Here is a 15,587-nt window from a genome sequence, read left to right as displayed (position 1 = left end):
GGCATGATCAATCACCCCACAGGAGAACAACAATGAAAAGCCTCGTCGACCACCTCAGTCAATACGCCGCCTATCACCGTGACCCGCGCAATATTGCATCGCACTTTATCGGTATTCCGCTGATCGTGGTCGCCGTCGCGGTGTTGCTGTCCCGGCCGCAATGGTCGCTGGGTGGCGTATGGCTGTCACCGGCGGTGCTCGTTTCGCTGGCATCGGCGTGGTTTTACCTGCGCCTGGAATTGCGCCTGGGCGTGTTGATGACCCTGTTGCTCGGGCTGAGTGTCTGGGCCGGTCATGCGCTGGCACAGCAAAGCACGTTGGTCTGGCTGGGCAGCGGCGTGGCGATGTTCGTGATCGGTTGGGCGATCCAGTTTGTCGGCCATCACTACGAAGGGCGCAAACCGGCCTTCGTCGATGACGTGACCGGGTTGATTGTCGGACCGTTGTTTGTGGTGGCGGAACTGGCGTTCATGCTGGGGATGCGGCGTGAGCTCAAAGAGCAGATTGAGGCGCGAGCGGGTGAAGTGCGGGTCAATCCGAAGCGTGCTGCTGTCTAGATAGCAATCGCGAGCAAGCTCGCTCCCACAGTGGATCAGGGTCGAACACAATAGTTGTGGCCAACCCAAATCCCTGTGGGAGCGAGCTTGCTCGCGATGCTTTTGCTTTAGATGTTGGCAACCTTCTGCCAGACCTTCGGCTTGAAGAACAACGTCTCCCCCTTCGCCAACCCGATCAGGCTGTCGTGATCCTTGACCACTTCGGCCTCGATCAGATCGCTCTGCCCTTCGACCTTCAGCGTTACCCGCGTTGTCGCGCCCAGCGGACGAATATCGCGCACTTCGGCCGCGTGGTGATCTTCCAGTTCATGGCGCGACAGCGACACTTCGTGCGGGCGGAACAGCACGTGGTGGTCTTCGCCCAGGTGCAGGCGGTTCGAATCGCCGAGGAAGTGATAGACGAAATCGCTGGCCGGGTTTTCGTAGACGTCGCCCGGTGAGCCGATCTGCTCGATCACCCCCTTGTTCATCACCACGATACGGTCGGCGACTTCCATCGCTTCTTCCTGGTCGTGGGTCACGAACACCGAGGTCAGGTTGATGTCTTCGTGCAGACGCGCCAGCCAGCGGCGCAGTTCCTTGCGAACCTTGGCGTCGAGGGCGCCGAAAGGTTCGTCGAGCAGCAGCACTTTCGGCTCCACCGCCAGCGCCCGCGCCAAGGCAATGCGCTGGCGCTGACCACCGGAGAGTTGCTCCGGATAGCGATCCGACAACCAGTCCAGTTGCACCATGTTCAACAGCTCGTGAACCTTGGTTGCGATCTGGCTTTCACTCGGGCGCTGGTTTTTCGGCTTCATGCGCAGGCCGAACGCGACGTTGTCGAACACCGTCATGTGGCGGAACAGGGCGTAGTGCTGGAACACGAAACCGACGTTGCGATCACGCACGTCGTGGCCGGAAACGTCTTCACCGTGGAACACGATGTTGCCCTTGTCCGGGGTTTCCAGGCCCGCGATGATCCGCAGCAGCGTGGTCTTGCCGCAGCCCGACGGGCCGAGCAACGCGACGAGTTCGCCGCTCTGGATGTCCAGGCTGATGTTGTCCAGCGCCTTGAACGCGTTGAAATTCTTGCTGACGTTACGCACTTCGATCGACATGAATTATTCCTCCGCGGCGCTGGCGCGCAGGCGGTTAATACGGTTTTCGCTCCACTGCTTGAGCAGCAGGATGAAGAGCGCCAGGATCAGCAACAGGCTCGCCACGGCGAACGCGGCCACGTGGTTGTATTCGTTGTAGAGGATCTCGACGTGCAGCGGCAGGGTGTTGGTCACCCCGCGAATGTGCCCGGAAACCACCGATACTGCACCGAATTCCCCCATGGCCCGCGCAGTGCACAACACCACGCCGTAGATCAGGCCCCATTTGATGTTGGGTACGGTGACGTGCCAGAACATCTGCCAGCCGTTGGCGCCCAGCAGACGCGCGGCCTCCTCTTCCTGAGTGCCTTGTTCCTGCATCAGCGGGATCAGTTCACGGGCCACGAACGGCACGGTGACGAAAATCGTCGCCAACACGATGCCCGGCAGGGCGAAGACGATCTGGATGTCGTGATCCTGCAGCCATGGGCCAAACAGGCCCTGGGCGCCGAACATCAGCACATAGACCAGGCCGGCGATTACCGGCGACACAGAGAACGGCAGGTCGATCAGCGTCACCAGCATGCTCTTGCCGCGGAACGAGTACTTGCTCACGCACCACGCAGCGCTGACGCCGAACACCAGGTTCAACGGCACCGAAATCAGTACGGCGATGACCGTGAGTTTCAGTGCCGACAACGCGTCCGGCTCAAAGATCGCGGTGAAGAACGCACCGAGGCCGAGCTTCAGGCCCTGGGACACCACGATGAACAGCGGCAGCAGCAGGAACAGGGCAAAAATCAGCCAGCCAAGGCCGATCAGGATTCGCCGCGAAGTCGCGCTGCCACGACGGGCAGCGTTCGAGGAAGCGGCAGCAATAGACGATTGGGACATGGGTGCGCCTCCTTATGGGGTTTCGATGCGTCGCTGCAACAAGTTGATCAGCAGCAACAGGACGAAGGAAACCACCAGCATCAGTACACCAATGGAGGTAGCGCCGGTGTAATCGTATTGGTCGAGTTTGACCATGATCAGCAGCGGCAGAATCTCGGTTTTCATCGGCATGTTGCCGGCGATGAAAATCACCGAACCGTACTCGCCGACCCCGCGGGCAAAGGCCAGCGCGAAACCGGTCAGCCAAGCAGGCAGCAGTGCCGGCAGCAGGATATGGCGGAAAACCTGCAACGGTTTAGCCCCCAGGCACGCCGCTGCTTCTTCGACTTCACGAGGAATATCCGCCAATACTGGCTGTACGGTACGTACTACGAATGGAAGTGTCACAAAAGTGAGGGCAAGGGTGATGCCCAGGGGGGTGTAGGCGATCTTGAAACCCAGATCCGCTGCAAACTGACCAACCAGGCCGGTAGGGGTGTACAGCGCCGTCAGTGCAATACCGGCCACCGCCGTGGGCAATGCGAACGGCAAGTCGATCATTGCATCGATCACTTTTCGTCCAGGGAAGGTATAGCGCACTAATACCCAGGCCAGCAGCGTGCCGATGATGCCGTTGATGATGGCGGCACACAGGGCGGTGCCGAAGCTGAGCTTCAGCGCCGCCAGCACCCGTGGTGCCGAGATGATTGCCCAGAACTGATCCCAGGTGAGTTGAGCGGCATGCACGAACATCGCCGCCAGCGGTATGAGCACAATCAGGCTGAGGTACACCAAGGTGTAGCCCAGCGTCAGCCCGAAGCCGGGTATGACGGGGGAGATACGACGCGACATAAAAGTCCTTGGTTAAAAAGCGATCAACTAAACCCATCCTTGTGGGAGCGGGCTTGCTCGCGAAAGCAGTGTGTCAGTCAACATTAATGCCGCCTGATACACCGCCTTCGCGAGCAAGCCCGCTCCCACATGTTATGCAGCTTAAGCCAGGTTATTGCGCCTGGTAGATCTGGTCGAACACGCCCCCGTCATTGAAGAATTTCGGCTGTGCGGTTTTCCAGCCGCCGAAGTCCTTGTCGATGCTCACCAGTTCCAGTTTCGGGAACTGCTGGGCGTACTTGGCGGCCACGTCCTTGTCACGCGGGCGATAGAAGTTCTTCGCCGCGATTTCCTGGCCGGCCGGGCTGTACAGGTGCTTGAGGTAGGCTTCGGCGATCTGCTCGTTGCCCTTTTTCTCGGCATTCTTGTCGACCACCGCCACTGGTGGCTCGGCAAGGATCGACAGCGAAGGCACGACGATGTCGAACTTGTCAGCGCCGCCCTCTTCTTTCAGGGCCAGGAAGGCTTCGTTTTCCCAGGCCAGCAACACATCGCCCTGACCGTTGTTGACGAAAGTAATGGTCGAGCCGCGGGCGCCGGTGTCCAGCACGGGCACGTGCTTGAACAGGGTTTGCACGTATTCCTTGGCCTTGGCTTCGTCACCGCCATTGGCTTTGAGGCCATAGGCCCAGGCCGCGAGGAAGTTCCAGCGCGCACCGCCGGAGGTTTTCGGGTTCGGCGTGATCACCGAAACGTCATTCTTGACCAGGTCGCCCCAGTCCTTGATGCCTTTAGGGTTGCCCTTGCGCACCAGGAACACGATGGTCGAGGTGTAAGGCGTGCTTGCGTCCGGCAGGCGCTTTTGCCAGTCAGCCGGCAGGGTCTTGCCGAGCTTGGCGATTTCGTCGATGTCACCGGCCAGGGCCAGGGTCACGACGTCGGCGCGCAGGCCATCGATCACCGCCCGGCCTTGCTTGCCCGAGCCACCATGGGATTGCTGGATTTTCACGGTGTCGCCGGCATGTTCCTTTTGCCAGAACTTCACGAATTCGGCGTTGTAGTCCTGGTACAGCTCGCGGGTCGGGTCGTACGACACGTTGAGCAGTTCGTAGTCCTTGGCAACTGCAGAACCGGCAAAAAGGGCGCTGGCCAGGGCGGCCAAAGCGAAATGACGAATCGACGACATGGTGAAAGCTCCCGGGATTCTTGGTATTGGCTTTTTATGATCTGGAATCTGGTTGCCCGCTCAAAGATCGCAGCCTTCGGCAGCTCCTACACAGTTCCCGTAGGAGCTGCCGCAGGCTGCGATCTTTTGATCTTTCGACTCAGCCCGGCTTGTTGCCTGGCTGCTGCAAACGGAATTTTTCTTTGCGTTCGATCTGCACCACCTGCGCGTTGTGCACAGTGATTTCCACGGCACCAAACCGCAGGTCGCGCAGGGCGCTCTGGATTTCACGCAGGATGGTGGCTTCGTCTTGACCGTCGACGCTACGCAGGGATGCGCTCATATTGCTGCTCCTTCAACTGAGAGATTGCCTCGCAGTGTCGGCACTGCTTGCGGCTTGGGAGCAATACTAGTGAGGTCTTGATATTCTTAAAAAGACTATTTAAGAATGTTTATATAACCAGAAAACATTAATTGAAGAGACAAGGGCTTGAGGCGAATCACCCTCTTTACAAGCGCACCAAAAACCTGTGGGAGCGAGCTTGCTCGCGATGAGGGAGTGTCAGTCGCCAGAAATGTCGGCTGATATTCCGCTATCGCGAGCAAGCTCGCTCCCACAGGGTTTGGGCATCAACTGAACTGGGCACCTATCCGATCACCGGCGCACATGTCCAATCCAGCCGCACCGCCGGCACCGGCCGCCCGAACCAGTAGCCCTGCCCCAGATCACAGCCCTGTTCAAGGAGGAACGCCGCCTGTTCGACCTGCTCGATCCCTTCGGCATGAACCTGCATGCCCATGCTTTGGGCCAGGGCGATGATCACCCGCGAGATCGCCGCATCATCCTCGTCCCACGGCAATCCGGCGACGAAGCCCTGGTCGATTTTCAGTTTTTGCACCGGCAGACGCTTGAGCCGCAACAGCGATGAATACCCCGTGCCGAAGTCGTCGATGGCCAGGCGTACACCCAACTCGCGCAGGCGGTGCATCTGTTCCAGCGCGACTTCCGGATCGTCCATCACCGCGCTTTCGGTCACTTCCAGTTCCAGACAGGCCGGTTCCAGCCCGGTTTCGTGCAGCACCTGCGCCACCTGCTGATACAACTCGCGACGAGCGAAAAGGCGCGAAGAAACGTTGACCGCCACAAACGACAGCACCACCCCGTCCTGCTGCCACTGACACATCTGCCGGCACGCCTGCGCCATGACCCAGGCATCGATTTCGGCGATCAGACCGGTTCGTTCGGCGACCGGAATGAATTCCGCCGGTGACACCAGCCCCCGCTGCGGGTGCTGCCAACGCACCAGCGCCTCGACACCTATCAGGCGGCTGGTCTTGAGGTCGTGTACCGGCTGGTAATAAACCTGCAGTTCCTGCTGGTCCAGGGCACGGCGCAATTCGAAGGCGATCTCGACGCGTTGTTGGGCATGGGCGGTCAATTCTTCGGTGTAGAGCGCGTAGTCATTGCGACCGGTGCTTTTGGCCTTGAACAGCGCCGAATCGGCGTTACGCAACAATTGTTCAACGCTCAAGGCATCGCTGGGGAACAGGCTGATGCCAATGCTGGTGTTGATGAACAGCTGATGCCCGTCGATAGCAAACGGCTCTTTCAGTCCGTTGATGATCCGTTGCGCCAGCGCAGCCGCCTGGACCAACTGCGGACAGCATTCGGCCAGCACGGCAAACTCGTCGCCGCCCAACCGAGCCAGGGTAATACCGGGGTCGAACATGCCTTTCAGGCGTCCGGCTACAGCCTTGAGCAAATGATCCCCAATGGTGTGCCCGAGGCTGTCGTTGATCATCTTGAAGTGGTCCAGATCGATCATCAGCAACGCGCAGCCACGCTTGTGGATCTGCGCCGATGTCAGGGCCTGCTCGACTCGGTCGGTGAACAGCAGCCGATTGGGCAGATCGGTCAGCGGATCATGGTGAGCCAGGTGCATCAGCTCATGCTCGGAATCCTTGATCGCACTGATGTCGGAAAAAACCGCCACGTATTGGTTACGTCGCCCATGATCGTCGCGAATGACGCGGATAGTCTGCCATTGCGGGTAGATTTCACCGCTTTTACGGCGGTTCCAGATCTCCCCGCTCCACTCTCCCACACTGTCGAGTGTGGCGAACATGGCCCGGTAGAAATCCGCTGGATGACGGCCAGACTTGAACAGACTGGGGCGCTGACCCAGGACTTCTTCACTTTGATAGCCGGTGATTTCCATGAACGCCCGGTTGACATGGATAATCAAGCCTTCGCAATTGGTGACCAACACCCCTTCGCGAGTGCAGTCGAACACAGCGGCGGCTTGACGCAAACGCTCGCGATCTTCGCTGCGCTCACGCAGTTTGGCGCCGACCCCGAGGCAACGAAGCAGTCGCGCACGGGCGATGAAGATCAACCCGGCGCTTAGCACCACCCAGGCATAACCGTTGATCAGTTGCCACCGCAATAGCTCTTCCGAGCTATCGAAGAAACTGTTTAATAAATAGCCACTGATCTGCAGCCAAACCACAGAAAGCAACAGATAGAGCAGCGCTGCACGCAAGGCATCGCGATAGGTGGCAGGCATCCGGCAATCCATGTCCATACGAAAAGGTTGGAATTATAGTTTAAAGACACATCCAGCCACTCTTATCTGAAAGGGCGACTGGTTTTCTGTGTGGGCTTAGTGATAATGCAACGGCTGTTTTTTTCTTTATCGAGGGCCCTACAGCCTATGTGGTACGAAGGTTTACTTGGCTTGTCGGCCTGGTCACTGGTCGCAGTCACCCTGCTGATGACCCACGTCACGATCATCGCCGTTACGGTCTATCTGCATCGTTACTCGGCCCACCGCTCCCTGGAGCTGAATGGGGGCCTCAAGCATTTCTTCCGTTTCTGGCTGTGGCTGACCACGGCGCAGAACACCCGCGAGTGGACGGCCATCCACCGTAAGCATCACGCCAAATGCGAAACCGTCGATGACCCGCACAGCCCGGTCATCAAGGGGCTGTCCACGGTGCTGCGCAAAGGCGCCGAGCTGTACCGCGCCGAAGCGGAAAACCCCGAGACGCTGCGCATCTACGGCAAGAACTGCCCCGAAGACTGGATCGAACGCAACCTCTACAGCCGCTTCCCACTGCTGGGTGTGGTGATCATGGCCGTTATCGACCTGCTGCTGTTCGGCACCATCGGCATCACCATCTGGGCCATCCAGATGATGTGGATCCCGGTGTGGGCCGCCGGCGTGGTCAATGGCCTGGGCCATGCCATCGGCTACCGCAACTTCGAATGCCGCGATGCGGCGACCAACCTGGTGCCGTGGGGCATCCTGATTGGCGGCGAAGAACTGCATAACAACCATCACACCTACCCTAATTCGGCAAAACTGTCGGTGAAGAAGTGGGAATTCGACCTGGGCTGGGCGTGGATCAAAGTCTTCAGCTTCCTGCGCCTGGCCAAGGTTCAACGGGTTGCGCCGATTGCCCATCGCGTCGAAGGCAAGGGCAATCTGGACATGGACACCGCCATGGCGATCCTCAACAACCGCTTCCAGATCATGGCCCAGTACCGCAAATTGGTGATCGGCCCACTGGTCAAGCAAGAGCTGGAAAAGGTCGATCACTCGGTACGTCACCAGTTCCGCCGGGCCAAACGCCTGCTTTCGCGAGAGACCAGCCTGCTGGATGACAAACACCATGTACGCATCCAGAACATGCTCGAGCACAGTCAGGCACTGAAGGTAATCTACGAGAAACGCCTGGCCCTGCAGCAGATCTGGGTCAAGACCAGCTCAAATGGCCACGACATGCTGGCGGCGATCAAGGACTGGGTGCACGAAGCCGAAGCCAGCGGGATTCAATCCCTGCGCGACTTCGCCGATCAGTTGAAAACCTACTCCCTGCGCCCTGCCGCTGTCTGAAAAACCTGTGGGAGCGGGCTTGCTCGCGAATGCGGTGTGTCAGTCGACATAAAAGGTGACTAACACACCGCATTCGCGAGCAAGCCCGCTCCCACATGGATTTGTGGCCGCAAAAACGCGTCGCCAGTACCGCCCGGCGGGAGCAAGCTCTCTCTCCACAAAAGGCGGGAACTTCATCTTGAAACCCTTATCTCAAAGACACTTCGCCATCCCCGGCGGGCTTGGTGTTGGCCGCATGCCCTTTGAGATTTGTGTCGATGGCCCAAAAGAACCTGCAAGACTCTTCTTCGTCACATTGCCCCGAGACCGCGCAGACCCTGATGGCGCTGATGCACGCCCAAGGCGAAGTCGCACGCCTGAGCGAACGGGAACATTTGCTCAACACCTTGCTGGCAAGCGTCAACGCGGTGCTGTGGGCATTCGATTGGGAAACTCGCCGGGTGCTTTACGTCAGCCCGGCCTATGAATGGATTTTTGGCCGTTCAGCCGACCACTTGCTGGCCGACTGCAATCAATGGCGCGACAGCATTCACCCTGACGACCTCGACTATGCCGAACGCAGCCTGGCCGAAGTGCTGGACAAAGGCGCCGTCGAAGACCGCGAGTATCGAATCATTTCCGCCGACGGCCAAGTGCGCTGGCTCAGCGACAAATGCTTCATCAATCGCCAGGCCGAGCCTGGGCAACCGGTGATTATCGTCGGCATTGCCGAAGACATCACCCACAAAAAGCAAGTGGAAACCGAACTGCATCGCCTGGCCACCACCGATGCCCTGACCCAGAGCAGCAATCGCCATCATTTCTTCGAATGCGCTCACCGCGCGTTCGCACACGCCCGGCAACAGGGCGAGCCGTTGTCGTTTCTGATGCTGGATATTGATGACTTCAAGACAATCAACGACACCTACGGTCATCAGGAAGGCGACAACGTGCTGCAACGCATTGCCGAAAGCGGCCGCGCAGCGTTGCGCCGTCGCGACCTGTTCGGGCGCATTGGCGGTGAGGAATTTGCTGCGGTGTTTCCCGGGTGCACGCCACAAATGGCCCTGCAAGTGGCTGAACGCCTGCATCGGCAGATTCAGCAGTTGAGTTTCAACCATGAAGGCCGGACGTTCGGCATCACTGTCAGCCAGGGCCTGACCAGCCTGAGCGCCTCGGACGAAAACGTGGAGGACCTGTTTTCCCGGGCGGATGCCGCGATGTATCAGGCCAAGCGCGAGGGCAAGAACAGGATTGTCACTGCCTGAGATTTCGCTGGCAGCACCGAATACCTGTGGCGAGGGGGCTTGCCCCCGTTGGGCTGCAAAGCAGTCCTGATTGTGGCGTTCCAGCATTGTCAGACCAACCGCATTCGCTGGTTTTACGGCTGCTGCGCAACCGAACGGGGGCAAGCCCCCTCGCCACAAAAGCCGGCTCCCACAGGGTTGGGTGGTGGTTTTACTTCTTGCGCAACCGCATCAACTCCGGCAAGCCGATCTTGAGCAACCGCGCCGTCCGGCTCTTCGCCAGCTCCTCGATGCCCTCATGCTCGGTCAGGCGCGCCATCTGCGCCGCCATGTTCATCACCAGCGCTTCGCGGGAATAAACCCCGCCACCGAGCTGGTAGGCCGCCGCAATCAGCTCCCGCAACTCCAGCGGCAGGCGCCAGCGTGTACGCAGGGCCGAGCCATAGGCCGCGCCATACTCAACCAGCGCTTCACCCACTTCTTCCAACTCGTCCAGTACGCCGCCAGCCTGTTGCCACTCCTGCAGACAGCGCAGCAACGCCAGATCGCCGAGACGATGCAGCATGCCGGCGCAATAACAACGCTCCTGATCCAGATCGAGCAAGCGCGCCAGGGTTCGCGCGTACTCGGCGGTATGCAGTGACAGCTCCCAGTAACGCTCGGCATAGTCGGCCAATTGCGGATCGCTGAGCCGGGCACTGCGCTTGAGCGCCAGGCCGAGAATCAGGTTCATGCTCTGTCCGGTGCCCAGGCGATGCAGCGCCTGGGACAGGGTTTGCACGCCGGCGCCGTGGTGCTGGGCCGCACTGTTGGCAGCGGCAATCAGCACCGCCGTAACCTGCGGATCGGTGCGGATTTCGTCCTCCAGCACCGTCAGGTCGAGGCCATTGGGATTGAGGCTGCGCTTGACTGCCACTTGCACGTCGGTCATCAGCGGCGCGCCGTCGGCCAATTCCCGTCGACGCTCCAGAAACACCGACAACGTCATGCCCGGCGCCAGCGCTGGCACTTCGCACGAGACTTCTTCCCCAGCGTGCAGCAGCAACCCCTGCAACCGATGGGTCAGGCTTTCCATATTCAGGGGCTTGGTCAGGTACGCGGCCGGCGCCAGCGGCAAGGCCTCGCGCACGCTGGCACTGTCGTTGCGACTGCTCATGAGGATGAAGGGCAGCGGCGGGTTGCGTTTGCGCTGGCGGACGTTGCGCAGGACATTCAGGCCATCGACACCCGGCAACTCCCAATCGGCGATGACCAGGTCATAGGGGTTGGCAGCCAATAGCTCCAACGCCTGCTGGCCATCGGCGCACAAATCCAGCCGCGCATCGCAGCGTACGTTCAACAACACTTCCTTGAGCAGATCCCGGGACCAGGGGTCGGCCTCGGCAATCAGTACTCTCGGAACCGCGGGTAAAATGACAGTTGTCATACAGCTCTCCCTGGCAATGCAGGAACCTTAGCCAATGCAGGCCATTTGATACAACGTTAATGCGCGGAATGTGTTTCCAGAGGCATGAAAAAACCCGCCGAAGCGGGTTTTTTTGTCGATCAGGTCACACTAAGTGATCACAGCTCGGCGAAGCACTCTTCGATGATCGCCAGGCCTTTGTCCAGTTGCTCGTCCGGCGAGGTCAGCGGTACCAGGACGCGCAGAACGTTGCCGTAGGTGCCGCAGGACAGCAGGATCAGGCCCTTGTCGCGAGCCTTGGCCACAACCGATGCCACAGCGGCGGCGTTCGGCTTGTGGCTGTCGCCGTTTTCGAACAGCTCGACAGCGATCATCGCACCCAGGGCACGGACTTCGCCGATCACCGGGTATTTGGCCTGGATGGCCTTCAGGCCGGTTACCAGACGCTCGCCAACAGCCTTGCAACGATCCAGCAGGTGCTCTTCTTCGAACACTTCCATCACGGCCAGGGCCGCTGCGCAAGCGATCGGGCTACCGGCGTAGGTGCCGCCCAGGCCGCCTGGAGCGATGGCGTCCATGTACTCGGCCTTGCCGCACACACCGGCCAGCGGGAAGCCGCCAGCGATGGATTTGGCGAAAGTGGTCAGGTCGGCAGCAACGCCCATCTGTTCCATGGCGAAGAAAGTACCGGTACGGCCAGCGCCAGTCTGTACTTCGTCAGCGATCAGCAGGATGCCGTGCTGGTCGCACAGGGCACGCAGGCGCTTCATGAATTCTTTCGGAGCGACGTAGAAACCACCTTCGCCCTGAACCGGCTCGATGATGATCGCAGCGATGTCTTTCGGCTCGGCGTCGTTCTTGAAGATGCGCTCGATGGAAGCGATCGAATCGTCGATGCTCACGCCGTGCAGTTCGTTCGGGTACAGCGCGCGGAAGATGCCGCCTGGCATCAGGCCCATGCCGGCCGAGTAAGGCACGACTTTACCGGTCAGGCCCAGGGTCATCATGGTGCGACCGTGGTAAGCGCCGGTGAACGCGATCACGCCGGCACGGCCAGTGGCGGCACGGGCGATCTTGATCGAGTTTTCCACGGCTTCGGAACCGGTGGTCACCAACAGGGTTTTCTTGGCGAAATCACCTGGCACCTTGGCGTTGATTTTTTCGCACACTTCTACGTACGGCTCGTAAGCCAGTACCTGGAAGCAAGTGTGGGTCAGCTTGTTCAGCTGCTCGGTCACGGCCGCGATGATTTTCGGGTGCACGTGGCCGGTGTTCAGCACGGCGATACCGCCGGCGAAGTCGATGAACTCACGACCTTCAACGTCGGTCACGGTCGCGTTCTTCGCGGACTCGGCGAAGATCGGGTGAATCTGGCCAACACCACGTGGAACTGCATTGGTACGGCGGGCCATCAAAGAAGCGTTAGTCTTGCTCATTACATTCCTCATTCGCCGCTCATCGGTCGGCGTGGTTCAAGGATTAAGCGGTGGGGAGGTAACTAAGGCAGCATGCGATGATCGACTGCCACAGCGTTCCCGACCACAGAGAAAATTCCGGTTTGAAGCGGCGCAAAGGGACAGCGCTCTCGTGCCCTTTGCGCTTGAAGCAATACTCTTGCGGGGTTAGATGCCCAGGCAGAGGTATTTGATTTCCAGGTAATCTTCGATGCCGTACTTGGAGCCTTCACGGCCCAGGCCCGAAGCCTTGATGCCGCCGAACGGCGCGACTTCGTTGGAGATCAACCCGGTGTTGACGCCGACCATGCCGTATTCCAGGGCTTCAGCCACACGGAACACACGACCCAGATCGCGAGCATAGAAGTACGAGGCCAGACCGAACTCGGTGTCGTTGGACATCGCGATCACATCGGCTTCGTCTTTAAAGCGGAACAGTGGAGCCAATGGACCGAAGGTTTCTTCCTTGGCCACGGCCGCGTTGTTCGGCACGTTGGTCAGGATGGTCGGTTCGAAGAAATTACCTTCCATCGACTTGCCGCCGGACAGCACGGTGGCGCCTTTGGAAATGGCGTCAGCGATGTGTTCTTGCACCTTGGCCACGGCTTTTTCGTCGATCAGCGGGCCAGTGGTGGTGCCGTCTTCCAGACCGTTACCGATCTTGAGCTTGGCCACAGCCACTTTCAGCTTCTCGGCGAAGGCGTCGTAGACCGAATCCTGAATGTACAGGCGGTTGGCGCAGACGCAGGTCTGACCGTTGTTGCGGTATTTGGAAATAATCGCGCCTTCGACGGCCTTATCCAGGTCCGCGTCGTCGAACACGATGAACGGCGCGTTGCCGCCCAGTTCCAGGGACACTTTCTTGATGTCCTTGGCGCATTCCGACATCAGTTGACGACCGATTTCGGTCGAACCGGTGAAGGACAGCTTGCGTACGATCGGGTTGCTGGTCAGTTCGCTGCCGATGTCGCCGGCGCTGCCGGAAACAACGCTGAACACGCCAGCCGGGATGCCGGCACGCTGGGCCAGTTCGGCCAGGGCGAAAGCGGAGAACGGGGTTTGCGAAGCAGGCTTGAGCACCATGGTGCAACCGGCGGCCAGGGCCGGGCCGGCTTTACGGGTGATCATGGCAGCCGGGAAGTTCCACGGGGTGATGGCAGCGGTCACGCCGATTGGCTGCTTGATCACGATCAGGCGCTTGTCTGGCTGGTGGCCCGGAATCACGTCACCGTAAATGCGCTTGGCTTCTTCGGCGAACCACTCGATGAAGGACGCGGCGTAGACGATTTCGCCCTTGGCTTCGGCCAATGGCTTGCCTTGTTCCAGGGTCATCAGGCGAGCCAGGTCGTCCTGGTTCTCGATGATCAGCTCGAACCAGCGACGCAGCTTGTTCGCGCGATCCTTGGCGGTCAGGCCACGCCAGGCCGGCAGCGCTTTGTCAGCAGCTTCGATGGCACGGCGGGTTTCGGCAGCGCCCATTTTCGGCACAGTGCCCAGAATTTCGCCCGTTGCCGGGTTGTTGACCTTGATCGTCTGACCATTGTCCGCATCAACCCACGCGCCATCGATAAAGGCTTGCTGGCGGAACAACTGGGTGTCTTTAAGCTGCATGTCGGCTTTCCTTAACAGCACCGCGCACGCGCGGAGCAAATTATGATTGTAGAAAGGCGCCTCGATAGGCTGCCGTCAGGGAAATCATTCACCGGGCTGAAGCACATAAATAGCGCACTGATTGAACTCGTGCGGTTCAGCACCCAGACAAGAGCGTTTGAAATCTCAAACGAATCCTAGGATCAAAGGGGGTAAAGGACAATAGGCTGTTCGAAAAAAAGAACGAAAACGACGCTTTTGCCTGTATTTTCTGATCAACGTAGCAAACGCGCGTTACAGCTTTAAAAAAACGCAGGCGATTCAGCAGCATGGACGCCCGCAGTGCATATGAGTATCATGGCGCCCGCTGCACCAGTAGCTCAGCTGGATAGAGTACTGCCCTCCGAAGGCAGGGGTCGTGGGTTCGAATCCCGCCTGGTGCACCATACGTTGTAACGAGAAAGCCTCAGAACTTAGGTTCTGGGGCTTTTTTGTGGGTGTTTGGAGGCTTGGCGCCTAATGATCAATGCTGTTTTTTTCAAACAGCCGGCCGATGTCTCTCGCACTATGCAGTACGCGTTCGACCTTGATCCCGTCGTCCATCAGACAGTAGAAAATCAGGTATCGGCCATGGGCAAGCATTCTCAATCCCTTGGCGCAATCGTCCCTTGAAGCACCCAGGTTCGGTTGTTCGACCAATCGTGTGCACTGCCTGCGTAGCTCGCCCACAAACGTCCGGGCCCGTTCAGGGTTGTCCCGGGCGATAAAACGAGCGACTTGCAGCAGATCGTCCCGTGCCATTGCAGTGAAAAGCAATTGCCTCATGAACGGCCTTGCTCGGCTGCCACCTCGTCAATCAGCGCATCAAGCTCGGCAAACACGGTATCGGCAGCAATGGCCGGACGCGGATCGTTGCGGCTGGCCGCAATGGCTTCACGAAGTTCGGCAGCCTGCAGCCGATCCAGCAGTTGTTGATAGGCCGCTTGCGGTAAAAGATAGGCAGCTGGGCGATTGTGGTTGAGCACGGCAACAGGCTCGGAACCCGCTTGCTCGATGACAGTGCTCGGGCTGCGCTTGAGTTCGGTGATGCTGACCGAGCGGCTGGCAAGTAGCTGCTCCATGACGGCTCCAAAGGTACGAAAAAAAGTACCTTATAGTGTTCCATTCTCTGCATAAGGGTCAACGAATCTCCGACCGGTGCTGTTCTGGCGCACAAAAAAACCGCCGAAGCGGTTTTTTCATTCTGTCGTCCAGTCGAACTCGTCGTACTCATCATCGTCCTCGTCGTCCTCGAAAAACTCCTCCTCAAGGTCGTCGTCTTCAACAACATCCTCTTCCGGCTGGTTCAGCAGAAAATCCTTGCGACTCTCGGTAATCGCTCGCCGCAGTTCTTCACCCTTTTGCGGGCAGTTGAGCATTTGGGCGATGCGGTCGATTTTTTTTGCCACGGCATCCTCCAACGCATCGGCTATAGCCTGATAGTGCGCGCTTTCGGGGGCGGATGCCAAATC

General features: G+C 59.2%; 15 protein-coding genes and 1 tRNA gene. 4 read left to right on the top strand and 12 right to left on the bottom strand.

Annotation, left to right across the window (positions count from 1 at the left end):
* Positions 1-32 precede the first annotated feature (32 nt).
* Positions 33-557: a DUF962 domain-containing protein gene (locus C9422_RS25140; protein ID WP_116582521.1), complete on the top strand. Its 525-nt coding sequence runs from the start codon at positions 33-35 to the stop codon at positions 555-557.
* A 107-nt stretch (positions 558-664) separates the two neighbouring features.
* Here C9422_RS25140 and C9422_RS25135 read toward each other — a convergent pair whose 3' ends face one another.
* The 6 genes from C9422_RS25135 to dibA all read right to left on the bottom strand — a co-directional run bounded on the left by C9422_RS25135 (position 665) and on the right by dibA (position 7,069).
* Positions 665-1,654: a sulfate/molybdate ABC transporter ATP-binding protein gene (locus C9422_RS25135; RefSeq protein WP_007972953.1), complete on the bottom strand. Its 990-nt coding sequence runs from the start codon at positions 1,652-1,654 to the stop codon at positions 665-667.
* Between the two features lie 3 nt (positions 1,655-1,657).
* Positions 1,658-2,527: a sulfate ABC transporter permease subunit CysW gene (cysW, locus tag C9422_RS25130; protein WP_007972954.1), complete on the bottom strand. Its 870-nt coding sequence runs from the start codon at positions 2,525-2,527 to the stop codon at positions 1,658-1,660.
* A gap of 12 nt (positions 2,528-2,539) precedes the next feature.
* Entirely contained in the window at positions 2,540-3,358 is an 819-nt protein-coding gene (gene cysT, locus C9422_RS25125; RefSeq protein WP_007972956.1) for a sulfate ABC transporter permease subunit CysT, read from the bottom strand.
* Between the two features lie 151 nt (positions 3,359-3,509).
* The gene (locus C9422_RS25120; RefSeq protein WP_102701901.1) at positions 3,510-4,523 is read right to left on the bottom strand and encodes a sulfate ABC transporter substrate-binding protein; all 1,014 of its coding nucleotides are present in this window, start codon (positions 4,521-4,523) and stop codon (positions 3,510-3,512) included.
* A gap of 139 nt (positions 4,524-4,662) precedes the next feature.
* Entirely contained in the window at positions 4,663-4,845 is a 183-nt protein-coding gene (oscA, locus tag C9422_RS25115; RefSeq protein WP_007975618.1) for a sulfur starvation response protein OscA, read from the bottom strand.
* 304 nt (positions 4,846-5,149) lie between these two features.
* The gene (dibA, locus tag C9422_RS25105) at positions 5,150-7,069 is read right to left on the bottom strand and encodes a phosphodiesterase DibA (protein WP_116582520.1); all 1,920 of its coding nucleotides are present in this window, start codon (positions 7,067-7,069) and stop codon (positions 5,150-5,152) included.
* Between the two features lie 147 nt (positions 7,070-7,216).
* Between dibA and desA the strand changes: the two genes are divergently transcribed.
* On the top strand, positions 7,217-8,401 hold the full coding sequence (desA, locus tag C9422_RS25100; protein WP_116582519.1) for a delta-9 fatty acid desaturase DesA: 1,185 nt from the start codon (positions 7,217-7,219) through the stop codon (positions 8,399-8,401).
* A 257-nt stretch (positions 8,402-8,658) separates the two neighbouring features.
* Complete coding sequence (locus tag C9422_RS25095) at positions 8,659-9,648, top strand: sensor domain-containing diguanylate cyclase (RefSeq protein ID WP_116582518.1); 990 nt, start codon at positions 8,659-8,661, stop codon at positions 9,646-9,648.
* 190 nt (positions 9,649-9,838) lie between these two features.
* On the opposite strand, the gene C9422_RS25085 is transcribed toward C9422_RS25095, so the two are convergent.
* From C9422_RS25085 to gabD, 3 genes are all read right to left on the bottom strand, one after another.
* Positions 9,839-11,053 (bottom strand): response regulator, encoded by a 1,215-nt coding sequence (locus C9422_RS25085; RefSeq protein WP_116582517.1) that lies wholly within the window; start codon positions 11,051-11,053, stop codon positions 9,839-9,841.
* Between the two features lie 137 nt (positions 11,054-11,190).
* A complete protein-coding gene (gabT, locus tag C9422_RS25080; protein ID WP_007975624.1) occupies positions 11,191-12,468 on the bottom strand; it encodes a 4-aminobutyrate--2-oxoglutarate transaminase in 1,278 nt (425 codons plus the stop codon).
* A gap of 186 nt (positions 12,469-12,654) precedes the next feature.
* A complete protein-coding gene (gabD, locus tag C9422_RS25075; protein ID WP_116582516.1) occupies positions 12,655-14,097 on the bottom strand; it encodes an NADP-dependent succinate-semialdehyde dehydrogenase in 1,443 nt (480 codons plus the stop codon).
* Positions 14,098-14,445: 348 nt separating this feature from the next.
* Here gabD and C9422_RS25070 point away from each other — a divergent pair.
* Positions 14,446-14,522 (top strand) — tRNA-Arg (locus C9422_RS25070).
* Between the two features lie 70 nt (positions 14,523-14,592).
* On the opposite strand, the gene C9422_RS25065 is transcribed toward C9422_RS25070, so the two are convergent.
* From C9422_RS25065 to C9422_RS25055, 3 genes are all read right to left on the bottom strand, one after another.
* Complete coding sequence (locus C9422_RS25065; RefSeq protein WP_116582515.1) at positions 14,593-14,901, bottom strand: type II toxin-antitoxin system RelE/ParE family toxin; 309 nt, start codon at positions 14,899-14,901, stop codon at positions 14,593-14,595.
* The gene (locus C9422_RS25060; RefSeq protein WP_116582514.1) at positions 14,898-15,197 is read right to left on the bottom strand and encodes a type II toxin-antitoxin system Phd/YefM family antitoxin; all 300 of its coding nucleotides are present in this window, start codon (positions 15,195-15,197) and stop codon (positions 14,898-14,900) included. The genes C9422_RS25065 and C9422_RS25060 overlap by 4 nt, the downstream gene beginning before the upstream one ends.
* 117 nt (positions 15,198-15,314) lie before the next feature.
* The gene (locus C9422_RS25055) at positions 15,315-15,584 is read right to left on the bottom strand and encodes a hypothetical protein (protein ID WP_033047979.1); all 270 of its coding nucleotides are present in this window, start codon (positions 15,582-15,584) and stop codon (positions 15,315-15,317) included.
* Between the last annotated feature and the right edge of the window lie 3 nt (positions 15,585-15,587).

Origin of the sequence: Pseudomonas sp. B1(2018), assembly GCF_003097365.1 — a bacterium.
GTDB classification, from domain to species: Bacteria; Pseudomonadota; Gammaproteobacteria; order Pseudomonadales; family Pseudomonadaceae; genus Aquipseudomonas; species Aquipseudomonas laurylsulfatiphila.
This window is presented reverse-complemented; position numbering and strand designations above follow the sequence as displayed.